This is a genomic window from Nocardia sp. CC213A (assembly GCF_030766805.1).
GTDB classification, from domain to species: domain Bacteria; phylum Actinomycetota; class Actinomycetes; order Mycobacteriales; family Mycobacteriaceae; genus Nocardia; species Nocardia otitidiscaviarum.
In genome coordinates, this window is record NZ_JASFXA010000025.1 from 1 (window position 1) to 26561 (window position 26561).

Annotated in this window: 21 protein-coding genes; 14 read left to right on the plus strand and 7 right to left on the minus strand. The window is 71.3% G+C overall.

The window, feature by feature from the left end:
* Window positions 1-27: 27 nt before the first annotated feature.
* The 6 genes from QJS31_RS32555 to QJS31_RS32580 all read left to right on the plus strand — a co-directional run bounded on the left by QJS31_RS32555 (window position 28) and on the right by QJS31_RS32580 (window position 4764).
* A complete protein-coding gene (locus QJS31_RS32555; protein WP_306358573.1) occupies window positions 28-933 on the plus strand; it encodes a methylenetetrahydrofolate reductase in 906 nt (301 codons plus the stop codon).
* Between the two features lie 225 nt (window positions 934-1158).
* On the plus strand, window positions 1159-1605 hold the full coding sequence (locus tag QJS31_RS32560; RefSeq protein ID WP_282784902.1) for a PaaI family thioesterase: 447 nt from the start codon (window positions 1159-1161) through the stop codon (window positions 1603-1605).
* A 106-nt stretch (window positions 1606-1711) separates the two neighbouring features.
* Window positions 1712-2014 (plus strand): urease subunit gamma, encoded by a 303-nt coding sequence (locus tag QJS31_RS32565; RefSeq protein ID WP_282784904.1) that lies wholly within the window; start codon window positions 1712-1714, stop codon window positions 2012-2014.
* Between the two features lie 2 nt (window positions 2015-2016).
* The gene (locus QJS31_RS32570) at window positions 2017-2328 is read left to right on the plus strand and encodes an urease subunit beta (protein ID WP_282784916.1); all 312 of its coding nucleotides are present in this window, start codon (window positions 2017-2019) and stop codon (window positions 2326-2328) included.
* Window positions 2328-4049, plus strand: a complete 1722-nt coding sequence (locus QJS31_RS32575; protein WP_282784906.1) for an urease subunit alpha — start codon at window positions 2328-2330, stop codon at window positions 4047-4049. The genes QJS31_RS32570 and QJS31_RS32575 overlap by 1 nt, the downstream gene beginning before the upstream one ends.
* A 46-nt stretch (window positions 4050-4095) precedes the next feature.
* Window positions 4096-4764: an O-methyltransferase gene (locus QJS31_RS32580; RefSeq protein ID WP_282784908.1), complete on the plus strand. Its 669-nt coding sequence runs from the start codon at window positions 4096-4098 to the stop codon at window positions 4762-4764.
* 4 nt (window positions 4765-4768) lie between these two features.
* Here the strand turns inward: QJS31_RS32580 and QJS31_RS32585 are convergent, their stop codons facing one another.
* Window positions 4769-5179: a YchJ family protein gene (locus tag QJS31_RS32585; RefSeq protein WP_306358537.1), complete on the minus strand. Its 411-nt coding sequence runs from the start codon at window positions 5177-5179 to the stop codon at window positions 4769-4771.
* 540 nt (window positions 5180-5719) lie between these two features.
* Window positions 5720-6385 carry a TetR/AcrR family transcriptional regulator gene (locus QJS31_RS32590; RefSeq protein ID WP_306358538.1) on the minus strand — a complete coding sequence of 222 codons (666 nt, stop codon included), beginning with the start codon at window positions 6383-6385 and terminating at the stop codon, window positions 5720-5722.
* A 118-nt stretch (window positions 6386-6503) separates the two neighbouring features.
* Here QJS31_RS32590 and QJS31_RS32595 point away from each other — a divergent pair, with 118 nt between their 5' ends.
* The 5 genes from QJS31_RS32595 (at window position 6504) to QJS31_RS32615 (ending at window position 11821) form a co-directional block, all read left to right on the plus strand.
* The gene (locus QJS31_RS32595; RefSeq protein WP_282784913.1) at window positions 6504-8009 is read left to right on the plus strand and encodes an MFS transporter; all 1506 of its coding nucleotides are present in this window, start codon (window positions 6504-6506) and stop codon (window positions 8007-8009) included.
* Window positions 8010-8265: 256 nt separating this feature from the next.
* Window positions 8266-9138, plus strand: a complete 873-nt coding sequence (locus QJS31_RS32600; protein ID WP_282784914.1) for an SDR family NAD(P)-dependent oxidoreductase — start codon at window positions 8266-8268, stop codon at window positions 9136-9138.
* Between the two features lie 345 nt (window positions 9139-9483).
* A complete protein-coding gene (locus QJS31_RS32605) occupies window positions 9484-10116 on the plus strand; it encodes an urease accessory protein UreF (protein ID WP_306358539.1) in 633 nt (210 codons plus the stop codon).
* Between the two features lie 44 nt (window positions 10117-10160).
* Window positions 10161-10874 (plus strand): urease accessory protein UreG, encoded by a 714-nt coding sequence (gene ureG / locus QJS31_RS32610; protein ID WP_029930580.1) that lies wholly within the window; start codon window positions 10161-10163, stop codon window positions 10872-10874.
* Between the two features lie 239 nt (window positions 10875-11113).
* Window positions 11114-11821 carry an urease accessory protein UreD gene (locus QJS31_RS32615; RefSeq protein ID WP_306358540.1) on the plus strand — a complete coding sequence of 236 codons (708 nt, stop codon included), beginning with the start codon at window positions 11114-11116 and terminating at the stop codon, window positions 11819-11821.
* Between the two features lie 242 nt (window positions 11822-12063).
* Here QJS31_RS32615 and QJS31_RS32620 read toward each other — a convergent pair whose 3' ends face one another.
* The 3 genes from QJS31_RS32620 to QJS31_RS32630 form a co-directional block, all read right to left on the minus strand.
* Window positions 12064-12840, minus strand: coding sequence for a hypothetical protein (locus QJS31_RS32620; protein WP_063821488.1), 777 nt, complete (start codon window positions 12838-12840; stop codon window positions 12064-12066).
* A 183-nt stretch (window positions 12841-13023) separates the two neighbouring features.
* The gene (locus tag QJS31_RS32625) at window positions 13024-13989 is read right to left on the minus strand and encodes a hypothetical protein (RefSeq protein ID WP_306358541.1); all 966 of its coding nucleotides are present in this window, start codon (window positions 13987-13989) and stop codon (window positions 13024-13026) included.
* 96 nt (window positions 13990-14085) lie between these two features.
* Window positions 14086-15531: an NAD(P)/FAD-dependent oxidoreductase gene (locus tag QJS31_RS32630; RefSeq protein WP_282785005.1), complete on the minus strand. Its 1446-nt coding sequence runs from the start codon at window positions 15529-15531 to the stop codon at window positions 14086-14088.
* A gap of 160 nt (window positions 15532-15691) precedes the next feature.
* On the opposite strand from QJS31_RS32630, the gene QJS31_RS32635 reads away from it, so the two are divergent.
* Window positions 15692-17170 (plus strand): cytochrome P450, encoded by a 1479-nt coding sequence (locus tag QJS31_RS32635; protein WP_282785006.1) that lies wholly within the window; start codon window positions 15692-15694, stop codon window positions 17168-17170.
* Between the two features lie 24 nt (window positions 17171-17194).
* Here QJS31_RS32635 and QJS31_RS32640 read toward each other — a convergent pair whose 3' ends face one another.
* The gene (locus QJS31_RS32640) at window positions 17195-17986 is read right to left on the minus strand and encodes a tat pathway signal sequence (protein WP_282785008.1); all 792 of its coding nucleotides are present in this window, start codon (window positions 17984-17986) and stop codon (window positions 17195-17197) included.
* A 212-nt stretch (window positions 17987-18198) separates the two neighbouring features.
* Complete coding sequence (locus QJS31_RS32645; protein ID WP_029930573.1) at window positions 18199-18405, minus strand: hypothetical protein; 207 nt, start codon at window positions 18403-18405, stop codon at window positions 18199-18201.
* Window positions 18406-18605: 200 nt separating this feature from the next.
* On the opposite strand from QJS31_RS32645, the gene recC reads away from it, so the two are divergent.
* Entirely contained in the window at window positions 18606-22457 is a 3852-nt protein-coding gene (recC, locus tag QJS31_RS32650; RefSeq protein WP_306358542.1) for an exodeoxyribonuclease V subunit gamma, read from the plus strand.
* 826 nt (window positions 22458-23283) lie between these two features.
* The gene (locus tag QJS31_RS32655; RefSeq protein WP_282785927.1) at window positions 23284-26556 is read left to right on the plus strand and encodes a UvrD-helicase domain-containing protein; all 3273 of its coding nucleotides are present in this window, start codon (window positions 23284-23286) and stop codon (window positions 26554-26556) included.
* The last annotated feature ends 5 nt before the right edge of the window (window positions 26557-26561 follow it).

A 26561-nucleotide genomic window follows, 5' to 3' on the forward strand; every position in this document is an offset into this window, starting at 1 on the left:
ATCGCGATGCGCGGGAGTCTCGAGATCATGACATCGACAGTGACGCAACGCCTTCGGGTCGATACCGGCGGCACGCCCTTCTCACTCGAATTCATGCCCCCGCGCGACGCGGCGGGCGAGGAACTGCTGTGGCGCACGGTCCGTGCGTTCGAAGCGATCGACCCGGCCTTCGTTTCCATCACCTACGGTGCGGGCGGCAGCACCCGCGACGCCACCGCTCGCGTCGTCGGTGAGATCGCCGAGCGCACCACGCTGCTGCCGGTGGCCCACCTCACCGCCGTCGCGCACAGCGTCGTCGAACTGTACGAGGTGGTCGACGGCCACGCCCGTCGCGGCGTGCGCAACCTGCTGGTCCTGCGCGGCGATCCGCCGGGAGATCCGCTGGGGCCCTGGACCAAACATCCCGACGGCATCGAGTACGCCGAACAGCTGGTCCGGCTCGTCGCGAATCGGGGTGAGTTCCACATCGGTGTGGCGGCCTTCCCCGAAGGTCACCACGCCGCACCCGATCTCGCCCGTGACACCGCGACGCTGGCCGCCAAACTCCGGGCCGGGGCCCACTACGCCATCACGCAGATGTTCTTCGACCCGGATTGCTATCTGCGCCTACGGGACCGGCTGACCGCCCTGGATCCGGAACAGGCGGACAAGCCGATCATTCCGGGCATCATGCCGATTCTCTCGCTCGCCAGTCTGCGCCGGATGGCGACGCTGTGCGACGCCACTCTGCCGTCGGCGATGGTCGCCGATCTCGAACGCGCCGCCGGACCCGGACCCGAGGAGGACCGGGACGCGGTACGGGCGGCCGGTGTGGACATCGCCACGCGGCTGTGCGAGAAGCTCATCGCCGAAGGGGTTCCCGCCCTGCACTTCTGCACGCTCAACCGGTTCCGTGCGACCCGGGAGATCCTGGCCAACCTGGGCCTGCGTTGAATCGGGCGCGCCGACAGTGCGAGGGACGGCGAAGAAAGGGCGGTGGGTTCCATGGGTGACGACCGATGGAACCCACCGCCGGCAGCGGATCGGGGGCTCCCGCAGCCCTCGGGGCACGCTCGCGATCCTGACGCCACGAGTAGTGTAGGTCAGGCTTACCTAAGTTGCAAGTGGTGGTCGTGACCCCGCGCCGGAATGCCGGATCGGCCGTGCCACTGTGGGTACATGACGCAGCAAGATTTCTCGTCGGTGCGGTCCATGGCGGATGTGACGCCGGAGCTGATGAACCAGTTCAGCGAGGGTACCTTCACCGACCTCATCGGGTTGAAGTTCACCGAGCTGACCGCCGACCGGGTGAGTGCGGAATGGGTGGTCGGCCCGCAGCAGTTCCAGCCCGCCGGGATCGTGAACGGCGGCGTGTACTGCACCGTCATCGAGACCCTTGCCAGCGTGGCCGCGAGCGTGTGGCTGGGGGAGAAGGGGACCGTGGTCGGGGTCAACAACAACACCGACTTCCTGCGCGCGGTGCGCGAGGGGACGCTGCGCGGCGTCGCGACGCCGATCCACCGCGGGCGGTCGCAGCAGCTGTGGGTCGTGGTCATCACCGACGAGCAGGAGCGGCCGGTGGCGCGCGGCCAGGTGCGGTTGCAGAACCTCGCCACGCGGGACTGACGAACCGCGGGGACCGGCGAAACACTGAGGTGACGAAACACTGAGGTAATACGGGGCGTGTCAGAATGACCGGCGATCCGCCCCACGACCTCGGTGAGGAGCCCGAATGCGACTGTCGCCGCATGAGCAGGAACGCCTGCTGTTGAGCTACGCGGCCGAATTGGCCCGCAGGCGACAGGCGCGCGGGCTCAAACTCAACCATCCGGAGGCGATCGCGCTCATCACCGACCATGTGCTCGAGGGCGCGCGGGACGGGCGCAGCGTGGCCGAACTGATGGCGTCGGGGCGCACCGTGCTCACCCGCGACGACGTCATGCCGGGGGTGCCGGAGATGATCCACGACGTGCAGGTGGAGGCCACCTTCCCGGATGGCACCAAGCTCGTCACCGTCCACCACCCGATCGGATGACGATGATTCCCGGCGAATACCACTGTGCCGAGGGCACGATCGAGATCAACCCGGGTGCCGACCGCATCGAGGTGGATGTGGTCAACACCGGCGACCGGCCGGTGCAGGTCGGATCGCATGTGCACTTCCCGCAGGCGAACGCGGCCCTGGAATTCGACCGCGCGGCCGCGCACGGCCGCCGCCTCGACATCCCCGCCGGAACCGCGGTGCGCTTCGAACCCGGTCTGGCCCAGCGGGTGTCGCTGGTGCCGCTGGGTGGGACCCGCGAGGTGCACGGAATCAGTCTCACCCCACCCGGAAAGCTGGATGCCTGATGACCGAACTGTCCCGCGCCCGCTACGCCGAACTGTTCGGACCCACCGTCGGCGACCGCATCCGCCTCGCCGATACCGATCTGTTCATCGAGATCACCGAGGACCGCAGCGGCGGACCGGGACTCGCCGGTGACGAGGCCGTCTTCGGCGGCGGCAAGGTGCTGCGCGAGTCCATGGGCCAGGCCCGCGCCACCCGCGCCGAGGGCACCCCGGACACCGTCATCACCGGCGCGGTGATCGTGGACCACTGGGGAATCATCAAGGCCGATATCGGGATTCGCGACGGCCGCATCCGCGCCATCGGCAAGGCGGGCAACCCCGACACCATGAGCGGGGTGCATCCCGATCTGGTGGTGGGACCCTCGACCGAGATCATCGCGGGCAACGGCCGCATCGTCACGGCGGGCGCCATCGACTGCCACGTGCACTTCATCTGCCCGCAGCTGCTGGACGAGGCCATGGCGGGCGGCATCACCACCATGGTGGGCGGCGGCACCGGACCGGCGGAGGGCTCCAAGGCCACCACCGTGACCCCGGGCGCGTGGCATCTGGGCCGCATGCTGGAGGCCACCGACTCCTGGCCGGTCAACATCCTGCTGTTGGGCAAGGGCAATACCGTGCGCCCCGAGGCCATGTGGGAGCAGTTGCGCGGCGGTGCGGGCGGATTCAAACTGCACGAGGACTGGGGGACCACCCCGGCCGCCATCGACGCCTGCCTCACCGTGGCCGACGCCTCGGGCGTGCAGGTGGCGCTGCACTCGGACACGCTCAACGAGGCCGGATTCGTGGAGGACACCCTCGCCGCCATCGGCGGGCGGGCCATCCACTCGTATCACACCGAGGGGGCGGGCGGCGGGCACGCGCCCGACATCATCACGGTCGCCTCCTATCTCAATGTGCTGCCGTCCTCGACCAATCCGACCCGGCCGCACACCGTCAACACCCTCGACGAGCATCTCGACATGCTGATGGTGTGCCATCACCTGAGCCCGTCGATTCCGGAGGATCTGGCCTTCGCGGAGAGCCGGATCCGGCCCTCCACCATCGCGGCGGAGGATCTGCTGCACGATCTGGGCGCGATCTCCATGATCGGCAGCGACGCGCAGGCGATGGGCCGCATCGGCGAGGTTGTCATGCGCACCTGGCAGACCGCGCACGTCATGAAGAAGCGGCGCGGCGCGCTGCCCGGCGACGGGGCCGCCGACAACAACCGGGTGCGGCGCTATATCGCGAAGTACACCATCTGTCCGGCCGTCACGCACGGCCTCGATCACGAGATCGGGTCGGTGGAGGTGGGCAAGCTGGCCGATCTGGTGCTGTGGGAGCCCGCCTTCTTCGGTGTCCGCCCGCACGCCGTGCTCAAGGGCGGCGCGATCGCCTGGGCGGCCATGGGTGACGCCAATGCCTCCATTCCGACTCCGCAGCCGGTGCTGCCGCGCCCCATGTTCGGCGCGTCGCCCACCGTGGCCTCGGGTACCTCGCTGCATTTCGTGTCGGAGGCCGCGATCGAGGACGGTCTCGCGGACCGGCTGCGGGTGAACCGCAGACTGGTGCCCGTCGCGAATGTGCGTCGCCGCACCAAGGCGGACCTGCCCAACAATGACGCCATGCCGCGTATCGAGGTGGATCCGGACACGTTCACGGTGCGCATCGACGGCGAGGTGTGGGCGGAGGAGCCCGCGGTCGAACTGCCGATGGCGCAGCGCTACTTCCTGTTCTGACGTTCGCGTTCGGCGCCGAGGCCCCCGTCGGTGGCAGACTGCGGATATGAGCGCAGACTGGACCGACGTGGATCGCTACCTCGTGGACGCCCTGGTGGGAGACCGGGATTCGGAGGTGCTGGCGGCCAATGCGGCCGCCGGGCTCCCGCCCATCGACGTCTCCCCGCCTCAGGGCGCGTTTCTGCGCCTGACCGCGCTGTCCATCGGCGCGCGGCGGGTGTTGGAGATCGGGACGCTCGGCGGGTACAGCACGATTCAGCTGGCGCGGGCGGTCGGCAAGTCCGGGCAGGTGGTCACCTTCGAATACGATCCGGAGCACGCGCGGGTGGCGCGGGAGAATCTGGACCGCGCGGGTGTGGGGGACCGGGTCGACATCCGGGTCGGCGCGGCCCTCGACAGCCTGCCCGTGCTGGCCGACGAGCGGCCCGAACCCTTCGATCTGGTGTTCATCGACGCCGACAAGGTCAACAACGCCAACTATGTGCGCTGGGCGCTGCGGCTGACCCGGCCGGGCGCGGTGATCATGGTCGACAATGTCGTGCGCGACGGTGGGGTGGCGGAGGCGGATTCGGCCGATCCCGCTATTCGCGCCAGTCGCGAGGTGATCGAATTCTGCGCCGCCGAACCGCGCCTGGACGCCACCGTGCTCCAGACCGTCGGCAGCAAGGGCTGGGACGGATTCATCTACGCGGTCGTACTCGACGCCCAGGGCTGACGGTTCACGGCGTGATATCGCCGTCCACGTACACCCAGGCACCGTCGTCGCGACGGAAGCGGCTGTGCTCGTGCAGCGTTCCCGGCCGCCCGTGGGCCCGATAGTGCGCCCGGAATTCGACGGTGCCCGCGGTGTGGAACGGCCCGCCGCCGGTGCTGCCCACGATCTCCAGAGCCTCCCAGCGCATCCCGGGTTCGAATTCCACGGTGGCCGGGCGGGTTTCGGGAGCCCAGCTGCGCAGTAGATACGCCTCGTCGCCCACCGCGAAGGCGCTGAACCGCGATCGCATCAGCGCCTCCGCCGTCGCCGCCCGCCCCTCACCCCGGTGCAGCGGGCCGCAGCACTGCGCGTAGGGCGCGGACGAACCACACGGACATGCGGCGGGTCCGGCGGCGGACTTCCGACGTTTCGACATGCCCCTATTCTCCGGACCGCGCTGTCGGCCGCCGACCGGGGTGATGCGTGGTCGGCGATCCGTGCCTGGAGCGGCCCGCCGCGTCCTCCCGCAAACCCGAGCGGGTGAGCCGTTGCCGTCCACGTGTGGCTGTGGTGTTCGGCGGCCGCCCGCACCGCGGAGTGCTCCCCGGCAGCGGCAGGGACGCGAGAGGCGGGGCGGCACACGGGTGCGCCTGCTGATTCGCGCGGGCCGCGCCCGACGACCGGTCCAGCGTTCGCCGACGTGCCGGTGCGCGGGAGCGCCGATCGCGTGGTGCGGGTAGGCATCGGCGGCGGCCGCGTGGGAACCGGCCGCCGCACCGGATGCTGGCTGATATCTCGGCGCGATCATGGGTGGCGGCTGGTGCTTCGGCGCGGGGCGTGCATGGCGGCACGCCGCGCTTTCGTGCATTCGGTGCAAATGCGACAGGTCGCGCGCGTGCCTCTCGGTGTCGGTTCGGATCGCGGGGCAACGGGCGTGCTCGGCGGCGGATGAGCGCCGGGTGGCGACGAGAACGGTTCAGCGGTGGGCGGTGGCGAAGCCGTCGCAGAGCGCGGTGAGTCCGGCGTCGAGCATCAGCACCGGATCGAGCAGGTCGGTCGCGCCGGTGCCGTGCAATGCGGCCAGGCCCGGCGGTGTCTCCCAACGCGGGGTGCCGTCCAGCAGGGCGGCCAGGCCGGACTTCTGGTCCGGGTCGGTCTCCTTGCTCGCCAGTAGATTCGAGCTCACCTGCTGGAGTGCGACTCCGGCGATGTAGCTCCAGACCGACAGCGACATGCGGGTGGCCTCGCGGATGTCGACGTCGAGTTCGCGAAATCCCTCGACCAGCCAGGACAGGCAGGTGAGGCTGTGCGGTCCGAAGTTGTAGCGCGGGACGGCGAAGGTGAACAGCACCCACGGATGCTCCTGGTAGAGCCGCCAGTCCACCTCGGCGGCGATACGCACCCGGTCCCGCCACGTCCAGTCCTGTCCGGTCGGATCGGGGTACGGATTGCGCCGCGCCACCTCGTCGGTCATATCCGAGAGCAGCACATCCTTGTTGGGGATGTGCCGGTACAGCGACATCGCGCCCGCTCCCAGGTGATCGGCGATGCGCCGCATCGAGAGCGACTCCAGTCCGGACTTGTCGGCCAGCGTGATGGCGGTGTCGACAATGGCGGCTCGCGTCAGCTTGGCCTCGGTCATGGGATAACTCGCTTTCCTTTCCCCTACCGGCGTGCGTACACTGTACCCCGGCTCTCGCGTACGCCGTACGCACGCACTCCGTGAACCACTCCACGCAGCAAGCACCGAAGGATAGGGAATGACCGGGACTCTCGCGCACTCGAACACGCCGCGACGCACGTCCGCGCCCCCGCGAGCCTGGCTCGGGCTGGGCGTGCTGATCCTGCCGGTGCTGCTGGTGTCGATGGACATGTCGGTGCTGTACCTGGCCATGCCGACGCTCACCGCGCATATGGACCCCTCGGCGACCGAACAGCTGTGGATCCTCGACATCTACGGCTTCATGATCGCGGGCCTGCTCATCACCATGGGCAACCTCGGCGACCGCATCGGACGCCGCAACATCCTCCTGGTCGGCGCGGCCATCTTCGGCATCGCCTCGGCCGTGGCCGCCTTCGCGCCGAGCGCCGAGGTGCTCATCGCGGCGCGGGCGCTCATGGGCATCGGCGGCGCGACCCTGCTGCCGTCCAGCCTGGCCCTCATCTCCAGCCTGTTCACCAGCGCCCGCGACCGCGCCACCGCCATCGGAGTGTGGACGGCCTTCTTCGCGGGCGGTTCGGCCGTGGGCCCGATCATCGGCGGCGTCCTGCTGCACCACTTCTGGTGGGGTTCGGTCTTCTTGATCAATGCCCCGGTGGTGTTGGTGCTGCTCGTCTTCGGTCCCATCCTGCTGCCCGAGCATCGCTCGGCCGGACGCGGGCCGCTGGACCTGCCCAGCGTGGCGCTGTCCATCGGCGGCATTCTGCCGCTGATCTACGCGGTCAAGCACATGGCCGCCGAGGGCGTCGACGCCGAGGCGGTGATCACGGGCGCGATCGGCGTGCTGGTGCTGACGGCGTTCATCCGGCGACAGCGCACCCTGGACGAACCGCTGCTGGATCTCGGCCTGTTCCGGCGCGGCCTGTTCGCGGTGGCCATCGGATCCAGCACCGTCGGCATGCTGGCCCTGGCCGGAATGAGCTATCTGACCAGCATGTACCTGCAATCGGTCACCGGGCGGGACGCCTTGCAGGCGGCGCTGCTCGGCATCCCGATGGCAGTGGTGGTGTTCACCACGTCCATGACCGGCGGGGCCATCGGCCGCCGCCTGGGCGTGCGCACCACCTTCGTGGTCAGCTCGAGCGCGGCCGCGCTGGGCAACCTCATGCTCTTCGGCGTCGGGGTGGACGGCGGCGTCGGCTGGTACATCGCGGGCACGGTGGTGGCCGGTCTGGGCCTGGGCACCATGTTCACGCTGGTATCGGAGGTGGCGGTGTCGTCGGTGCCGCCGGAGCGGGCCGGATCGGCGGTCGGCATCTCGGAGACCAGCTTCGAACTCGGCAACGGCCTGGGGTTGGCGCTGCTGGGTTCGCTGGCGGCCCTGGTATTCCGCAACGGCGGCGACTTCGCGCCCACCCTGGGGGAGACCATCACCCGCGCCGGTGACGACGCCGCGCTCATCCACGCGGCGCGCGAGGCATTCGTCGACGGCATGCACGTCGCCACCACCACCGGTGCGGTGCTGCTCATCGCCATGGCGCTGGTCGCCGCCTTCGCCAAGACCCGCGACGTCGAGCTGTCCGAGGCCGGGACGCCCGCGCACTGACCGGCGGCCGCGGCCGGTCCGCACGGTGTCGGCGAGCCAGCGCGCCGGCCGCACCGTGCTGCGGTCGATCCCGGAAGACTGCCGCGCCACCACATCGCGATATCGCGCGCAGCGCACTGGCGCGCGAGACCGAGTCGGTCCGCCGGGGCGCCCATCCGACCGCTCGCCATGTCCTACTGCCGTCCCGGGGCGCGCGGGACCGCGTATTCGGCGGCAACGGCAGCGAACCGGAGCCCACCGCAATACATTCGATGCTGTGAACGAGACCGCGCCCACCGGCAATGGCCGCCCGCTCGCGGAACGGGTGGCGACGCGCCTGCTGTACCCGACCTCGCGTCCGCGCGAGAAATCGCTGCGCGAGTCCGTCGAGGGCCGCATCGTGCTGATCACCGGGGCCTCGCACGGCATCGGCAAGGCGAGTGCGCGCAAACTGGCGGCCGCGGGGGCGACCGTACTGCTGGTGGCGCGCACCGCGGCGGATCTGGAGCGGGTGGCCGACGAGATCCGCGCGGCGGGCGGGACGGCGTTCACCTATCCCACCGACCTCACCGATATGGACGCGGTGCAGCGGCTGGGTGTGGGACTGCTCGCCGAGCACGGGCATATCGACGTGGTGATCAACAATGCGGGTAAGTCCATTCGCCGCCCGATCCACAAGTCCTACGACCGGTTCCACGATTTCACTCGGACCATGGACATCAACTATCTGGGGCCGGTGCGGCTGCTGCTCACCCTGCTGCCGGATATGCGGGAGCGCCGCAGCGGCCATATCGTCAACATCTCCACCTGGGGGCTGCGGGTGCCGCCCGCCCCGCAGTGGTCGGCCTACTACGCCTCCAAGGCCGCCTTCGACAGTTGGTTGCGTTCGGTCGCAACGGAGGTCGCCGCCGACAAGGTCACCACGACCACCATCTACATGCCACTCGTGCACACCCGGATGAGCGCCCCGACCGACTTCTCCGGCGTGCCCGGCCTCACCGCTGACGAGGCCGCCGACCTGGTCTGCCACGCCGTCACGGCGCGGCCGTACGAGATCACGCCCTGGTGGTCCGGACCCGTGCAGGCGTGGAGTGATCTCGCGCGGGGACCGGCGCACCGGTTCATGGCCAGGAGCTTCCGCCGCCGGTGACGGCCGGGCGGATGGCCGGGCCGAGGATGGGCGGGCGGCGCTGGCGGGCCGGGATGGCCGGGCCGAGGATGGGCGGGCGGCGCTGGCGGGCCGGGATGGCCGGGCCGAGGATGGCCGGGCAGCGCAGGTCGGGCCGGGGTGGCCGGGCTGAGGGTGCTCGGGGAGCGATGGTCAGGCCGGGTGGTCGGGCAGCGGTAGTTGGGCCGCGCTGGTCGGGCAGGGGTGATCGGGCCGCGATAGTCGAGCCGGGGTGGCCGGGCAGCGCTGGGCGGGCCGGGATGGGCGGGCCGGAGCTGCCCGGTGGTTGGCCTAGGATCGGGCCATGGGTACTCCGGAGCGGCGGTCATGAGCCTCGCGATACTGCTGAACCTGGCGGACTCGCGGTTGCCGATCGGCGGGCACGTGCACTCCGGCGGAGTGGAGGAGGCCGTGAGTTCCGGCATGGTGCGCGATGTGCAGTCGGTGGAGCTGTACCTGCGCCGCCGGATTCGCACCTCCGGGCTGGTGGCGGCATCGCTGACCGCCGCCGTGTGCGCCGGAACCCTGGAACCCGCCCGCGCCGAGGCCGAGGCCGATGCGCGCACCCCGTCCCCCGCCGCCCGCGCCGCCTCGCGGGCACAGGGGCGGGGACTGCTGCGCTTGGCGAAACAGGTGTGGCCGCAGGCCGATTGGCGTGAGCTCGGCACCCGGCCGCATCTGTCCACCGTCTTCGGCGTCGTCGCCCGGGTGTGCGGGGCGAAGCCGGAGGAGATCGCCGGTGTGGTCGTCTACACCACCATGACCGGGGCCGCGACCGCCGCGCAGCGGCTGCTGGCTCTGGACCCGGCGGCGGTGGCGGCCTGCACGGTGCGGCTCGCCGAGGTGTGCGACCGCACCGCCCGCGAGGCCGTCGGCACCCTGGCCGCGCTGTCCGATCCGCTCCAGGATGTGCTGGCCGAGCGCCACCTGGAACGCGATATGCCACTGTTCGCTTCCTGAGCCGGGTAACACCGGGTTTACACGCGTCGGCAAGGATGGGTTCCATGCCACCTCATTTCATCGACGGAGAACCGCACGATCACGGCCACGACCGCCCCCGGCGGGAGCGCACGCCCGGGGAGCCGGTGCGGATCGGGATCGGCGGACCGGTGGGGTCGGGGAAGACGGCGCTGGTGGCGGCCCTGTGCCGCCAGCTGCGCGAGGAGCTGTCGCTGGCCGTGCTGACCAACGACATCTACACCACCGAGGACGCGGACTTCCTGCGGCGGCACGCGGTGCTGCCGGATGAGCGGATCACCGCGGTGCAGACGGGCGGCTGCCCGCACACCGCCATCCGCGACGACATCACCGCCAACCTGGACGCCATCGACGATCTCATCGAGGCCAATCCGCCGCTGGATCTGATCCTGGTGGAGTCGGGCGGCGACAACCTGACCGCCACCTTCTCCTCCGGGCTCATCGACGCGCAGATCTTCGTGGTCGACGTGGCCGGTGGCGACAAGGTGCCGCGCAAGGGCGGACCGGGCGTGACCTACTCCGATCTGCTGGTCATCAACAAGACCGACCTCGCGCCCATGGTCGGCGCGGATCTGTCGGTGATGGACCGCGATTCCACGAAGGTCCGCGAGGGCCGCCCGTTCGTGTTCACCTCGCTCACCGAGGACCCGGCCGCCACCCCGGTCCTGAACTGGGTGCGCGAACAGCTCCGCCTGGCAGCGGAACAGGATGCGGCAGCCGGTGCCTCCCACGCACACTGACGCTCCACGGATGAACGGAGTGTCCGCACGGCGACGCCTGTGGACCGTGGTGGCAGCGGGCGCTGCCCCCCGAGCCTCCGCGGTCGGCGGTCGAGGGCTCGCGCTGCGTACCGCGCGCCCGCAGACGGCGTGCTGTGTCGCGGCCCGCCCGGCGATGACCGTACTGGCACCCGCAGACAGGTCGATGCGGGGATACGCACGCACAGCGGTGGAGTCGGGCGGTGCCGAGCGGGTGTGCCGTGCGGACTGAGGTGCGGATCGTCGCGGTCGCCGGGATGTTGCCGACGATCGAGGCGGTAGGGGGATTGGCCGGGCGGCGGACCGGGGTGGACACCGTGCATCTGATCGGTACGGCCGCCACCCCGCTGGGCGGGGACGAACTCGATATCGCTATCGTCGTCGGGTCGGGCGCGCGGTTGGCGGTGCGGTCGGTGGCGGCTACCATCGCGTTGCCCGGACGGGGGACGCGGAAGTCGGTGTCGCGCTGGCATTTCGAGGTCGGGGCCGGGGGTGAACTGGACTTCGATCCGGAGCCCACGGTGGTGGCCGGTGGTGCGGAACACGTGACGACGACGACCGTGCGTTTGGCGGAGGGCGCGCGGCTGCGGCTGCGCGAGCGGGTGCGGATCGGCCGGACCGGGGAGGATCACGGCTATTGGAGCGGTGAGCTGCACGCCGATATCGGCGAGCTGCCACTCCTGCGGCACCGCTTGGACCTGGGCGCGGACGCGGTGACCGACGACGCCCTGTCGGGCCCGCGAGCGCTGGAGAGCGTGCTCAGCTACCCGGATGACCGGACGGTGCACACCACCGGTCTCGACGCCGCACTGCTACCCCTGGCCGCGGGCGGAACTCTCTACACCCGAACGGGTTCCACGCTCGCCACGGCACCTCCGCCGGGCACCACCGAATGGACGGCGAGTCGGGCGGCGACCGCGATCGCGTGACCTCGCTACGTGGTGACCGGGCGTGTGCGCGGCGGTCCGGTCAGGGGCGCATGGCTCCGAAGTAGACGTCGATGGAGAGCAGGGCGAACAACCAGTCGGCGCTGACGCGCAGGGGTTGGGTTCGGAACATGGTCGCTCCCTTCGGGATCGCATGCTTGGGGCGAGTACGGGTATCCCGGGTGCGACGGGAACCGGACCTCACCCCCGGTTCCCGCCGCATCCGGCACTGCTGGGCGGCCGTATCAGTCGCCGACGACGCGTGGCGGCGCGTTGAAGGAGTTCACCGCACCGACCACGGCACCCGCCGCCGCACCGACCGCCGCGGCGGGCACGGTGATGACCGCGGCGCCCGCGGCCGCACCGAGCACCGGTCCGGCGACCAGGCCGACGGGGACGAAGGCCAGGCCGGTGACCAGGCCGACCGCTCCGCCGACGGCCGCGGAGGTGAGTGCGAACGGTGCCGCGGTGGCGGCTCCGGCGAGCGCGCCCACGGCGGCCGTGCCGATCGTCTGACCGGCGATCCGGTCGGAGCGGCTGCGCTCCATGCCGATGGAGTCGAGGAAGGTGGCGAGATTGGCCTCGACCTGCGCGGCATTGTCGTTGATCTGGATCGCCTGTTCCTTGTCGATCCAGTTCGGCGCGTCGACCACCACATCGCCGAACCGGAACTTGCCGGGCGGCGGGGCGATCGGCGGCACCGGTGCCACCGGAACGGGCGGATGCAGCACGCCGACGGGAGCCAGGTAGCTCTTGTCGGGAGCGGGACGCGACCACTGGATCGAGCTGTGGGTCTCGTCGGGGATGTTCAGGCCCTCGTACGGCGCGACATTGGGCGCCTCGGCCGGCGGCCACTGCTGCGGCGCGTCGTCGTGATGCGCCACCGGAGCGGGCTCGACCGGCGCGGCATTCGCCTGGCCGGAACCGACGATCGCGAGGACTAGCGGAACCGCGCCCGCCGCCACCACATTGCCGACTCGATTGCGATGCGGGTTGAGGGCTCTGTGCTTGCCTGCGGCCATAGACGACCTTTCATCGGGGAACAATCGACGCCCGACATTCGGACCCGGCGGTCACCCGGATTGGTCGTGGAATCGGACGACTTCGAGATCGGTTGCATTGCTGAAAGATTGCCCGCTCGCAGAACCGATCGTTGTCGAAGGCCGAACCCCTGCTACGGGATTCGGCCTCCGGACAAAACGGCCTTACTGCGCCGTTGCCGACTCCATCGGTGCCGGCATTTCGGCCGGAACCTCGGTAGCCGGAGCCAGGTAACCATTGGCCGCGCCAACCGCCGCGCCGACCGCCGCACCCGCGGCCGCGGCGGGGACCGCGACCAGGGTGACGCCCGCGGTCGCGCCCACGGCCGGACCCACCACCCAGCCCGCCGGAGCGAACGGCGTGCCGACCATGGCCCCGATGAAACCGCCCATGACGAGGGCGGCGGCCTCGGCCGGGGCCGCCACGCCCACGCCCACGGCCGCGCCGACGGCGGCGGTGCCGATGGTCTGCGCGGCGATGCGATCGGACCGGCTCGGCTCGAAGCCCGCCGAGTCCAGGGTGCGGGCCAGCTCCGCCTCGGCGGTGGCCGACAGCGTATTGACCTGGTCGGCCTGTTCGGGCGACAGCCATCCGGGCACGTCGACCTGCGTATCGCCGAAGCGCAGCTTCCCCTCGGGCGCGGCGATGGGCGCGACCGCCGGTGCGCTGGCCGGATCGGGCATGCGCAGCTGTTCCGGATCGACCGCCGCGAGCGATCCACCGGGGATGTCCCGCACTCCGACCGGGGAGTTGCGGCTCACCCGGGTGGTCGGTGCGTCGGCGACCGGCTGCGCGCCGTCCGAAACCGCTGCCGTGGCGTCGGTTTCCGCGGCCGGGGCGGAGGCCGACGTGGTGCCCGCGGCGGTGGTGTCGAGCCAGCCGCGCACGCCGTCGGCGAGTTCCGGCGGGATCGGCACCGTCAGCGGTCCCAGCGGGGAGTGCAGCACCATATCGGTCCGCGGATTCTGCTCGGTGGCCGTGGCGGGCGGGACGGACCTGTCCTCCGGATGTACCGGTTCGGCCGAGGCCGTGCCCGCGAGTGCGACGCTGAACGGCAGCGCCCCGACGACGGCGAGTGAACTCAGCCGCCGCCGGGGCGAAAGACGATCAACCTGTTGGCGTTTGCCCATGAATGACCTTTCTCACGAATGTTCACGGCTTTCGAACATTCGGATCCGGTCCATGTGCCGGATTGGTCCGGGCCTACCCCCGGTCGACGTTAGGGGTTACCCCACCCTGCGGTCGCTCGACGGCGTGGTCGGTTCGTTCGCCACAGATTTGCCGTTACCCGTGGATGTTTCACCGTCGAAGGGCCGGACCGCATCGCGCGCGTCCACATCCCCGGCGTTGATCGCCTCCAGGGCCAGCCGCGCGAACACCCACTGCTCGGTGGCGGCCATCTGGCCGCGATGGCGGCCGAGGAAGGAGACGAACCATTCGAAGACGGTGACGAACCGGCTGCGGAAGCCGACCAGGTACCACAGGTGCAGCGCCAGCCACGCGAGCCAGGCGATGAAGCCGCCGAACTCCAGCTTGCCGACCTGGCACACCGCGCTGAACCGCGACACGGTGGCCATGGAGCCCTTGTCGAAGTACTTGAACGGCTTGCGCTGCTCGGGCGTTTCGCCCTTCAGCCCGGCCTTGATGGCCTTGGCCGCGTAGGTGCCGCCCTGGATCGCGCCCTGCGCCTGGCCGGGCACGCCCGGCACGGCCATGAGGTCGCCGACCACGAAGACGTTCGGGTGGCCCTTGATGGTGAGGTCGGGTTCCACGATCACGCGTCCGGCCCGGTCCACCTCGGTGCCGTCGGAGCGCTCGGCGAGCTGGCGGCCCAGCGCGCTGGCCTGCACACCGGCCGACCAGACCTTGCAGGCGGATTCGATGCGGCGCTCGCTGCCGTCGGCGTCCTTGATGGTGACGCCGCGCGCGTCCACATTGGTGACCATGGCGTTGAGCTGGATCTCCACGCCCATCCGGGCGAGCCGCCGGTGCGCCTTGCCGCCGAGGTTGGGACCCATGGGCTTGAGCACCGCGTCGGCGCCCTCGACCAGGATCACCCGGGCGTCGCGGGGATCGATATTGCGGAAGGTGCCCTCGAGGGTGCGGTCGGCGAGTTCGGCGATCTGCCCGGCCAATTCGACGCCGGTGGGTCCCGCGCCGACCACCACGAAGGTCATGAACCGGTCGCGCATCTCCTGGGTGGGTGCGAGTTCGGCCTCCTCGAAGCTGCCCAGAATGCGGGCGCGCAGTTCGAGGGCGTCGTCGATGGTCTTCATACCGGGCGCGTAGGTGGCGAAGTGGTCGTTGCCGAAGTACGACTGCTGCGCACCGGTGGCCACGATGAGGCTGTCGAACGGGGTCTGATGGTCCTGGTTGAGCAGCCGCGAGGTGACGATATTGTTCTCGAGGTCGATATCGTGCACGTCGCCCATGATGACCTGCACGTTCTTCTGCTTGCGCAGCACCATGCGGGTGGCGGGGGCGATCTCGCCGACCGAGAGGATGCCGGTGGCCACCTGGTACAGCAGCGGCTGGAACAGGTGGGTGGAGGTCTTGGAGATGAGGGTGATGTCGACGTCGGCGTTCTTCAGGTGCTTGCAGGCGAACAAGCCACCGAACCCGGACCCGATCACCGCCACGCGGTGGCGCTTCACTACAGAATCGGTGCTCATCTAGTCCTGCTCCCTGGAGAAGACGGTATTGCTACGACACATCACGCCCAACGGTAGTACGGCGTGAGCTGAGTCGACCAATCAGGACGCATCGGGAAAACGACCGACATCGCTACTGCCTCGAAAATACAATATGGGCAGTCGCTCAGGGAGGAATGCCATGGTCGCCGTGGCCGGTCGTGTCAGCGCCGAGGCGGAGAACCTGTCCCTGCTCGAGATTCCCGATGCGGCGCTGGTCGATCGGCTGTTGCGCCGCCTGCCCGAGCGGGCGCGGGAACTCGCCGCACCGCCTCCCGGTAGCGGGTTGCGGGCGGTGCGCGGCGATGCCGGGCTGCCGTATCTGGGGCGGAGCCTGCAGTACCTGCGCTGGGGTCCGGCCGAGATGATGGGCCGCTATCGCAAGTACGGACCGGTCTCGTTCAACAGTGCGCTGGGCGCGCGCCGGGTGCTGGTGGCCGGACCCGAGGCCATCGACGAGGTGCTGGGCCGCCGCCGCCAGGACTTCGGCTCCGGTTGGGACTGGTTCATCGGCCCGTTCTTCCACCGCGGACTGCTGCTGCTCTCCTTCGACGAGCACATGTTCCACCGCCGCATCATGCAGCAGGCGTTCACCCGAGACCGGTTGCAGGAGCATCTGACCGAACTGACCGCCGTCGTGGACGCCGCCGTCGCCCGCTGGGCGCCCGCCGGGGAGCGGCGGCTGCCGCTGTACCCGGCCTTCAAGGAGCTCACCCTGCGCATCGCCACCGACGTGTTCATGGCGGTCGACTCGAGCGCCGAGCGCGAACGGCTGGGCCGGGCGTTCCTGCGCTGCACCCACGCCGCGCTGGCCCTGCTGCGCTTCCCGGTGCCGGGCGGCAACTGGTACGCGGGGCTGCGCGGTCGAAAGGTGCTGGAGGAGTACTTCACCCGCATGATCCCCGCCAAGCGGCGTGCACCGGGACCGGACTTCTTCTCCGCGCTGTGCCGGGCCCGCACCGAGGACGGCGCGGTGTTCAGCGACGCGGACGTGGTGAACCACATGATCTTCCTGATCATGGCGGCCCACGACACCACCACGACCACCGTCACCGCGACCGCCTACTACCTGGGTCGGCATCCGGAGTGGCAGCGCCGGGTGCGTGCCGAAGCCCTGGCCCTGCACGCCGAACTCGACGGCGCCCCGCCCACCATCGCCGATCTGGACCGGCTGCGGGAGCTGGACCTGGTGATCCGCGAGAGCCTGCGGCTGCTGCCGCCGGTGCCCGGCCTGGTGCGGCGCGCCGCCCGCGATACCGAGATCGCCGGGCATTTCGTCCCGGCCGGCACCCAGGTGGACATCGCACACGGCGTGAATCACCTGCTGCCCGAGTTCTGGACGCGCCCCGAACTTTTCGATCCGGAGCGGTTCGCCGAACACCGCCGGGAGGATCGCGCGCACCGGCTGGCCTGGCTACCCTTCGGCGCGGGCGCGCACAAGTGCATCGGCATGCACTTCGGGGTCATGGAGGTGAAGACCATCATCGCGGCGCTGGCCCGCGACTACGAGTGGACGGTCCCCGGCGACTACCTCATGCCGTGGGGTTTCTCCACCATCCCGTTCCCGCGCGACGATGCGCCGACGCTGCTGCGCCGCCGCTCCGGTCCGGGTGCGGACTGAGGGAGCGGCGGCACGGGGGTCGGATCAGCCGCGGCCCTTGAACAGGATCTCCGCGACGCGGGTGGTGGTCTCCGCGCCCTCGGCGTACCCGCCCGCACCACCGAGCGAGTTCATGATCGCCAGGGTGTAGCGCTCGTCCGGCCCTGCGAAGCCGACCGAGTTGACCACCCAGCCGCCCTGCTCCTGCGACCAGCCGTTCTTCAGGCCCGGGCGCATGGCCGCGCCCGCACCCCACACCCCCCAGTGCTGGTTGGTGTCCACCCGGCGCATGCGGTCGACGAGATAGTTCCGGTCGTCGGGATGCATACCGGTCAGCACGCTGTCCATCAGCCGGTCGAGATCGGAGGGGGTGCACTGCTGGAAGCCCCAGTCGGGGAAGAGCTTGGTCTGCGCCATGGAGCTGGTGGGCGGCATCGGCACCAGCCCGCCCATGCCGTTGGCGCGGAAGGCGTTCTGGAAGGCCATGCGGTCCACGCCCGCGTACTTGTTCCAGAGGATGTCGGCGGCGGTGTCGTTGGAGGTTGCCAGCATGGATTCCATCAGGCCGCGATCACCGGCGTCGAGAGCGATCGCGCCGATCCGGGCGCGGTTGAGCAGATCCTCGGCCATCGCCAGCTTGATGGTGGAGGCCGTCCAGAACATGGTCTCGGCGTTGGCGTTTCGGTAGATGCCGCCGGTAACCCGGTCGCGCACCACGTATCCGACCAGTCCCGGGCGGCCCTGGAGGTAGTCGTCCACCCGGGCGATGCGGCTGGACATATCGCAGTCGAAGCCGGCCATGCACTGCGCGGCGGCCGTCGGTAAGGACGGTCCCATCCCATTCGGCAGCAGTGCGGGCGCGGTGGGGATCAGGGCGGCGGCGGTGAGGACGGCGGCGGAGGCGGCCACACGGTTGCGCCGAGGCTTCGGAGAACGCACGGTGGACCACAATAGACAGTGAAGTGTCCGCTCTGCACGTCTTGCGGACAATTCGTGCGGGAGCTGGCGAAATGCGTCTGCCCGCAGTGGCTTTCACATGCCCGCGGCGGTCAGCGGAACGCGGCCTCGAGCTCCTCGACGCTGCGGCCGTTGAGGCGGTAGCAGTGCTCGAACGCCTCGGAGTGGCGCTCGCGCGGCCAGGTGTGCAGGACGATGCCGCGGCCGTAGTGGCGCGAGTTGATCAACTCCCAGCGGTCGCCGACGCGACGAACCGTGAACCCGCTTCTGGGCACGAGGGGAATCACCGTGGCGGACATCGACGCGAACCAGCCTTTCCGTACCTACTGCGCTACTGCCTACCTCCCCGAAAAGCCCTCCCCGCAAAGCACTGTCGCACACCGATTGCCGAATCCCGTGTGACGCGCCCGAGCAAATCCGCGGCGTGTGGCGCGTGTCACCGTAAGGCGCGCGGCACCCGGTGTTTGCATCCGGTTCGCCGACTGTATAAACACAGCTCGTGCACATTCACCGGGCCGAGCGAGCGGACACGCTCGTCGACGCGCTCGCCCAGCTGCTGGCCAGACCCCTTGACGACCCCTTCGCCGCCGAGGTCGTCGCGGTACCGGCCAAGGGGATCGAGCGCTGGGTGATCCAGCGGCTGGCGACGGTGCTCGGCAGTGCGACCGGTGGTGACGGCATCGCCGCGAATATCGAATTCCCGGATCCGGCGAGCCTGGTGGGCGCGGTGCTGGCGGAGGCGACCGGGCTGACCCCCGATACCGACCCGTGGGCTCCCGAACGACTGGTGTGGACGCTGCTGCCGGTGCTGGACGCGGTGCTGGCGGAACCGTGGTGCGGTGTGCTGTCGCGGCATCTCGGCCGGGGCGACGCCGCCGGGCACAAGGTGGGGCGGCGCTACGCCACCGCCGCGCGGATCGCGGACCTGTTCGACGGCTACGGCACCCAGCGCCCCGGCATGATCACCGCGTGGGCGGACGGGCTCGATACCGACGGGACCGGACGCGAGCTGCCGGAGGACCTGCGCTGGCAGCCGCGCCTGTGGCGGACGCTGCGGGAAGCCGTGGGGGTGCCGAGCCCGGCCGAGCGACTGTCCGCCGCGTGCGCACACCTGCGGGCGGAACCCGGGGTGGTGTCGCTGCCACGGCGGATCTCGCTGTTCGGCGTGACGCGACTGACCACCGACCAGCTCGAGGTGCTGTCGGCGCTGTCCGCGGGGCGGGAGGTGCACCTGTGGCTGGTGCACCCGAGCCCGACATTGTGGACGGAACTGGCATCGAACGGGGTGGGCGCGCAGACCGATTCGGCCGACCGGTCGGGTTCCTCTGCGGCGGGTGATGCTCCCGCATCGGTGCGCGCGGCCTCCGATCGGCAGCGGGTGGACCGAGCGGGCGGATCGTCACCTTCGGGCGAGATGCCGGATTCCCTTGTGCGGGTGCGGCATCCGCTGCTCGCCGCCCTCGGCCGCGACATGCGCGAATTGCAGCAGCGCCTGCACGCCTACGACCACACCGACACCTACCACCCGCCCGCCGCGATATCGCCGGGAACAACCACAGCGCCGGGCCGGGGCGAACGACGCGCCGCGCGGACGGCGGCGGCCACAGCGCCGGGCCGGGGCGCGTCATCCGGCGCGCGGACGGCGGAGGTCGCGTCGGACACGCCGAACCTCGGGCGCGCCCGAATACCGGACGGCGACCGCGATGGCGCGGTGGAGTTCGGCCGCCCCGTCGACTCTGCCGCCGGGCATGTCATAGAGCCGGCAGCCGACCGTGCCGAGGGGGGCGCCACCGAGTTCTCCGACGTAGCGGGTTCCGACCGGGAGGACCGGGCGGGCGCCGCTGGTTTCGTCGCGGCCGCCACGCCTGCGGTGGGTACGGGCGAGTCGGCGACCGGGCGGCGATCGGTGGAGCGCGGTGCTGTAGCGGGCGCATCCAGCGTGCGCGACCTGGCGTCCGGGCGCACCCTGCTGTCCGCGCTGCAGGCCGCGATCCGGGAGGATCGGTGGCCGGTGGCGGTCGAACCCGAGTTGGCCGGGGACGGGACCGTCGGCGTGCACGCCTGCCATGGTCCGGCGCGGCAGGTGGAGGTGCTGCGAGACTGTCTGCTGCACGTCTTCGCCGCGGACCACACGCTGCAACCGCGCGATGTGGTGGTCATGTGCCCGGACGTGGAAAGCTATGCGCCGCTGGTGCGGGCGGCCTTCGGGCAGTGGTCCCTCGACACCGCCGAAGCCGGGCATCCCGGGCACGCACTGCGGGTGCGGTTGGCCGATCGGGCGCAGCGGGCGGTGAATCCGCTGCTCGGCGTGATCGGGACGCTGTTGGAACTGGCCGACGGCCGGGTCACCGTCACCGAGGTGCTGGACCTCGCCGCGGCCGAACCGGTGCGGTTGCGCTGCGGATTCGACGACGACGATCTGGAACGACTGCGGGAGTGGGCCGCCGAGACCGGTGCGCGCTGGGGTATCGGGCAGCGGCAGCGGCAGGCATTCGGACTCGGCGATTTCGCGCAGAACACGCTCAATGCGGCAGTGGACCGCATTCTGCTCGGCGTGGCCGCGGGCGAATCCGGCGCCGACTGGCTGGATCTGGCGCTGCCGCTCGACGATGTCGACTCGGGCGACATCGATCTGGCGGGGCGCTTCGCGGAATTCGTGGACCGGCTCGCGGTCTGCCTGCGTGACCTGCGCGGACCCACCCTGGCCGAACCGGCAGGAACCGCCCGCCCGGCCGGGGAGTGGGCCGCGGTGCTCGGCCGCGCGCTCGATCTGCTCACCGACGTGACCCGCGCGCAGGCGTGGACGGGCGTGCAGGCGCGGCGGGAACTGGCCGCCGCCCTCGAACACGCCGGGGATGTGCCGTTGCGCCTGCCCGATATCGCGGCGCTGCTGGCGACCCGGCTGGCGGGGCGGGCCTCGCGCGCCAACTTCCGCACCGGTGAGCTGACCGTGTGCACCATGGTGCCCATGCGGTCGGTGCCGCACCGGGTGGTGGTGCTGCTCGGACTCGACGACGAGGTGTTCCCGCGCGCGGGCGGCATCGACGGCGACGATGTGCTGGCCCGGCACCGCTGCCCCGGCGACCGCGACCCGCGCAGCGAGGACCGGCAGTTGCTGCTGGACGCCATCATGGCGGCGGGGGAGCGACTCGTGCTGCTGCACACCGGATCCGATCCGGTCACCGGGGCGCACCGGCCGCCCGCCATCCCACTCGCCGAGGTGCTCGACACCGTGCGCGCCCATGTCGGCCGCGAGGCCATGGCGCGGATCGTGCGGCGGCATCCACTGCAACCCTTCGACGCCGCCAACTTCCGCGCCGACGACCCGTTCAGCTTCGATCCGGTGGCCCTCGCGGGCGCGGTGGCCGCGCGGCAGCCGCAGCGGTCGCGGCCGGTATTCCTCGCCGCACCGCTGCCCTCCGCGTCGCCGGGCGATGTGGAGCTCACCGATCTGGTGGCCTTCGCCGAACATCCGGTGCGCGCCTTCCTGTGGCAGCGGCTCGGCATCCGCGTGCCCGAGGAGGAAGAGGAGATCGACGACCGGCTGCCCATCGCCCTGGACGGACTCACCAAATGGTCCATGGGCGAACGCATGCTGGCCGCGCGGCTCAACGGCGTGGAGGCCGATATGCTGCGCGCGGCCGAATGGCGGCGCGGCACCCTGCCGCCCGCGCGCATGGGCGCGGCGGTGCTCGACGATATCGAGGGCACCGTGGACCAGCTGGTGCGGGTGGCCCGCCCCATGCACGAGATCCCGGGCCGCACCATCGACGTGGCGGTGGACCTCGGGGACGGCCGCCGCCTCACCGGCACCGTCGCCGACGTGCACGACGACGCGCTGCTGCGCGCCACCTACTCGCGGCTCGCCCCCAAACACCGGCTCGCCGCCTGGGTGCGGCTGCTGGCCCTGGCCGCCAGCGGTTCGCACCAGAGCTGGCGCGCCCTCACCCTGGGCCGCGGCCAGTTCCGCAATCCGGTCTGGCAGTCCACCCTCACCGCCCCCGACGCCGCCACCGCCCGCGCCATCCTGCGCCAACTCGTGCACCTGCGCGACGCCGGACTCACCGAACCCCTGCCCATCGCCCCGTCGGCGACCGCCGTCTACGCCGACCGCCGCTGCAAGGGCGCGTCCGTGGACGACGCCACCCTCTCCGCGGAACAGGACTTCGACGGCGCGTACGGTGAACGCACCGACCGCTACCTCCGCCAGGTGTGGGGTCCGGCCCTGCGTTTCCCGGACCTGACCCGAGCCCCGGCCGAACACGGCGGCGACGAGCCGACACGCTTCGGCGAACTGGCCCGAATGCTGTGGAACCCGTTGCTCGCCAACGAGAATCAGGGGAGACCATGACGACGACCGCGAAGCACGGATGAGCGACGAACTCTTCTCCCTCACCGACACGGCGACGGACCCGGCCACCCCGGCCCGCCGCCGCCCCCGCCCACCCCGCGACCCGGAGCCCGCGAATACCGATACCGCCGTGGACGTGCTGGCCCTACCGCTCGACGACCTGCCCAGGGACGCCGCGGCCGAGCACGCGGCCGGTGCGGCCGACAGCGCCGGACCGGCGCGCGCCGCGCTGTCCGGCCCCGAGTCGGGCCGGCACGATACCGTCCCCGAATCGGGTTCGGTTGCCGCCGAAACCTCGCCCGGCGGGCGCACCGAGCCCGCCGTGGACCGCCACGGTTCGGGCGCGGTCGCGCCGGGCGACCAGCCCGACCACCCCGCGCGGACCGAGCAAGGGACGAACCGCCGTTCGCGGCGCATCGGCCACCGGGGACCGGGCAACGCGGTCGCGGAGGCCGAGCCGGGCGCATCGGACACGGGAGCAGCGGGCGCGACCATCGCCGCCCGGCTCGATGCGAGCACGGTCGGAGGCGGCGAAATACCGGCCGCCACGGTGGATTTCGGTCCCGAGGTCGTTGCCGAGGATACGGGGGACCGTTCCCGGCGCGAGCCGGTTGCACCCTCCGCCGCGCCGCAGCGGCGCACCGGCGGGCCGCGTGAGTGTGACGCCGCGCCGGAGAGCCGGTCGGCCGTGCCGCCCCTGCTCACTCCGCAGCGGGGGTCCGGGTACGACGCGACGGGGGCGGGCGGGACGCCGGACCGCGACGCGGTGCCGCAGGGGCGGGCCGAGTCGCGGTTCGATCTGCTGGGGCCGCTGCCCGCCGGGACCATGGTGCTGGAGGCCAGTGCGGGGACCGGGAAGACGTACGCCATCGTGGGGTTGGCGGTGCGGTATGTGGCCGAGGCGGGGGTGGATATCTCGCAACTGCTGCTGGTGACGTTCAGTCGGGCGGCCACCCAGGAACTGCGGGAGCGGACGCGGAACCGGTTCGTGGAGGTGGCGACCGGGCTGGCCGATCCGGAGGCGGCCCGGGAGTCCCGGGATGAGCTGGTTTCCCTGCTGGCGCAAGCGGATTCGGCGGAGGTGGCGCTGCGGCGGGAGCGGCTGCTGGCGGCGCTGTCGGATTTCGACGCCGGGTCGATCGCCACCACGCACAGCTTCTGCCAGCGCATGCTGGACGAGCTGGGGCTGGCGGGGGAGCGGGATCCGGGGGCCCGGCTGGTGGAGAGCATCGAGGATGTCGTCGCCACCGTGGCCGACGATCTGTACGTGAGCCGGTACGCGCGCGACGGTGCGCCGTTCAGCCCGTCGGAGGCGCACGAGCTGGCGGTGTCCGCGGTGGGGGATCGGCAGTCGATGCTGGTGCCGCAGGCCGAGTACGACGGCGATCCGGCGGCCGAGCGGGTGGCCTTCGCCGAGGCGGTGCGCGCGGAAGTGGCACGCCGCAAACAGCTTTCGGGCATCCGCGACTTCGACGACCTGCTGGTGCTGCTGCACCGGGTGCTGGCCGACACCGAGCACGGCGAGCGCGCCTGCCGCCGCATCCGGGACCGGTTCCGGGTGGCGCTGGTGGACGAATTCCAGGACACCGACCCGCTGCAGTGGGACATCCTGCGCCGCGCCTTCCACGGCCACGCCACCCTCGTCCTGGTCGGCGACCCCAAGCAGGCCATCTACGCCTTCCGGGGCGCGGAGGTGCTCAGCTACCTGACCGCCGTCTCCGTGGCCGACAGCCGCCGCGAACTCACCGTCAACTGGCGCAGCGACGCCGGACTGCTCCAGGCCCTCGCGCACGTGCAGAGCGGAGCGGCCCTGGGACATCCGGAGATTCGCGTCCACCCGGTCGCCGCCACTCGCCCGTGGACCCGGCTGTCCGGCCCGGCCGAAGCCATCACCCCGCTGCGGCTGCGCTGTTTCCCGCGCAGCGGTGCCGGACCGCTCAACAAGTCCGGCTTCCCCACCGTGGGCCGCCAGCGCGAACGCGTCGCCACCGATGTGGCCGCCGATATCGTGCGCCTGCTCGAATCCGGGGTCACCATCACCACGTCCGCGGGCGAGCGCCCGGTGGACGCGGGCGATATCGCCGTGCTGGTGCGCACCCACACCCAGCTGAACCTGGTGCGCGCCGCCCTGGAGAAGGCCGGGGTGCCCTCCGTACTCACCGGCGGGGCCAGCGTTTTCGGCACCGAATCGGCCATGGACTGGCTGTGGGTGCTGCGCGCCCTGGAGCAGCCGCACCGCGCCGACCGCGTCCGCCTGGCCGCGGGCACCGCCCTGTTCGGCCTGTCCGCCGTCGAGATCGACAGCGGCGGAGCCGATCTCGTTGGCCAGCTGAGCGCTCTGCTGCGCGATTCCGCCCGCCTGTTCACCCGCGCCGGATTCGCCGCCGTATTCGAAAAGCTCTCCGCCGAACGGGAACTCGCACCGCGCCTGCTCGCCCTGGACGGCGGCGAACGCCAGCTCACCGACCTGCGGCAGCTCGCCCAGCTGCTGGACGAGGCGGCGCTGCGCGAATCCCTCGGCCTCACCGCACTGGCCCGCTGGCTCGCCGACCGGGTGCGCGATCCGGCCTCGGGTGCGGTCACCGGCCGCAGTCGCCGCCTGGACCGCGACGCCCGTTCGGTGCAGATCGCCACCGTGCACGCCAGCAAGGGCCTCGAATTCCCGGTCGTCTACCTGCCTTTCGCGTGGGACTCGATGATGCTGCCCAAGAACGCGGCCCTGCTGTTCCACGACGAGCGGGACCGCCGCGTGCTCGATGTCGGCGGCCCCGACGCTCCCGGCCACGCTCAGCGCAAGCGGTGCGCCGAGGCCGAGGCGGCGGGGGAGGAGCTGCGGCTGCTGTACGTGGCGCTCACCCGCGCCGGCGCGCAGGTGGTGGCCTGGTGGGCGCCCAGCTACAACACCGCCACCGGCCCGCTGCACCGCATGCTGTTCGGCCGCGAACCCGGCGGCGACGAGGTCGCCGACAAGGTGGCGGTGCCCGCCGATCACGTTGCCCTGGACCGCATCATCACCTGGGCCGCCACCGCCGGAGACGGCGTGATCACGGTGGAACCGGTGGACCGGGCGCGGGCGGCCCGACTGGCGGCCGCCACCACCGACGGCGCGGTCGGTGACCTCGCCGCCGCGCGCTTCGACCGGGTACTCGACCACGACTGGCGGCGCACGTCCTATTCGGCGCTCACCGCCGGAGCCCACGATCACGCACCCACCACCGACATCCCGGACGGGCGCGGCATCGCCGACGAACCCGACGCACCGAGCGTGCTCGCCGACGCCGCGGCCCCTGTGTCGGCGGCCGCGCCCTCGCTCATGAACGATCTGCCCTACGGTGCCGAATTCGGCACCCTCGTGCACGAGGTGCTGGAGTACGTCGACACCGACGCCCCCGACCTCGCCGCCGAGATCCGCGACCGCACCGCGCACGCCGTGGCCGAGCAGATGTTCGACGCCGACCCGGAGGTGCTGTCGCGGGCCCTGCTGGCGGTCATGCGCACCCCGATCGGCTTCGGCTGCCTCGCCGACATCCCCACCCGCGACCGGCTCAGCGAACTCGATTTCGAACTGCCCCTCGCCGGGGGCGACACCCCGGCCCGCGAGCGGGTGACCGTGCCCCATATCGCCACCCTGCTGCGCCGCCATCTCCCGCCCGGCGATCCGCTGGCCGACTACGCCGATCAGCTCGCCGATCTGGACGACACCCCGCTGCGCGGCTACCTCACCGGCAGCATCGACGCCGTGCTGCGCATTCCGGGCCCGCGCTTCGTGGTGGTCGACTACAAGACCAACCGCCTCGGCACCGGCGACCTCACCGTCGCCCACTACACCCACGAACAGATGGCCGCCGAGATGATGCGCTCCCACTACCCGCTCCAGGCGATCCTGTATTCGGTTGCCCTGCATCGCTATCTGCGCTGGCGGCTGCCCGACTACGCTCCGGAGCGCCACCTCGGCGGCATCCGGTACCTGTTCGTGCGCGGCATGATCGGCCCCGATACCCCGGACGGTGCGGGCGTTTTCGACTGGGAGCCGCCTGCCGCGCTGGTGGTGGAACTGTCCGCCCTGCTGGCGGGCGAGACGGGCGGAGGACGGGCATGACGGTC

Excerpts from the sequence above, each read along its gene's own strand:
- QJS31_RS32555 (WP_306358573.1), top strand. The coding sequence starts at position 28 with ATGACATCGACAGTGACGCAACGCCTTCGGGTCGATACCGGCGGCACG.
- QJS31_RS32560 (WP_282784902.1), top strand. The coding sequence starts at position 1,159 with ATGACGCAGCAAGATTTCTCGTCGGTGCGGTCCATGGCGGATGTGACG.
- QJS31_RS32565 (WP_282784904.1), top strand. The coding sequence starts at position 1,712 with ATGCGACTGTCGCCGCATGAGCAGGAACGCCTGCTGTTGAGCTACGCG.
- QJS31_RS32570 (WP_282784916.1), top strand. The coding sequence starts at position 2,017 with ATGATTCCCGGCGAATACCACTGTGCCGAGGGCACGATCGAGATCAAC.
- QJS31_RS32575 (WP_282784906.1), top strand. The coding sequence starts at position 2,328 with ATGACCGAACTGTCCCGCGCCCGCTACGCCGAACTGTTCGGACCCACC.
- QJS31_RS32580 (WP_282784908.1), top strand. The coding sequence starts at position 4,096 with ATGAGCGCAGACTGGACCGACGTGGATCGCTACCTCGTGGACGCCCTG.
- QJS31_RS32585 (WP_306358537.1), bottom strand. The coding sequence starts at position 5,179 with ATGTCGAAACGTCGGAAGTCCGCCGCCGGACCCGCCGCATGTCCGTGT.
- QJS31_RS32590 (WP_306358538.1), bottom strand. The coding sequence starts at position 6,385 with ATGACCGAGGCCAAGCTGACGCGAGCCGCCATTGTCGACACCGCCATC.
- QJS31_RS32595 (WP_282784913.1), top strand. The coding sequence starts at position 6,504 with ATGACCGGGACTCTCGCGCACTCGAACACGCCGCGACGCACGTCCGCG.
- QJS31_RS32605 (WP_306358539.1), top strand. The coding sequence starts at position 9,484 with ATGAGCCTCGCGATACTGCTGAACCTGGCGGACTCGCGGTTGCCGATC.
- ureG (WP_029930580.1), top strand. The coding sequence starts at position 10,161 with ATGCCACCTCATTTCATCGACGGAGAACCGCACGATCACGGCCACGAC.
- QJS31_RS32620 (WP_063821488.1), bottom strand. The coding sequence starts at position 12,840 with ATGGCCGCAGGCAAGCACAGAGCCCTCAACCCGCATCGCAATCGAGTC.
- QJS31_RS32625 (WP_306358541.1), bottom strand. The coding sequence starts at position 13,989 with ATGGGCAAACGCCAACAGGTTGATCGTCTTTCGCCCCGGCGGCGGCTG.
- QJS31_RS32630 (WP_282785005.1), bottom strand. The coding sequence starts at position 15,531 with ATGAGCACCGATTCTGTAGTGAAGCGCCACCGCGTGGCGGTGATCGGG.
- QJS31_RS32635 (WP_282785006.1), top strand. The coding sequence starts at position 15,692 with ATGGTCGCCGTGGCCGGTCGTGTCAGCGCCGAGGCGGAGAACCTGTCC.
- QJS31_RS32640 (WP_282785008.1), bottom strand. The coding sequence starts at position 17,986 with ATGGGACCGTCCTTACCGACGGCCGCCGCGCAGTGCATGGCCGGCTTC.
- QJS31_RS32645 (WP_029930573.1), bottom strand. The coding sequence starts at position 18,405 with ATGTCCGCCACGGTGATTCCCCTCGTGCCCAGAAGCGGGTTCACGGTT.
- QJS31_RS32655 (WP_282785927.1), top strand. The coding sequence starts at position 23,284 with ATGGTGCTGGAGGCCAGTGCGGGGACCGGGAAGACGTACGCCATCGTG.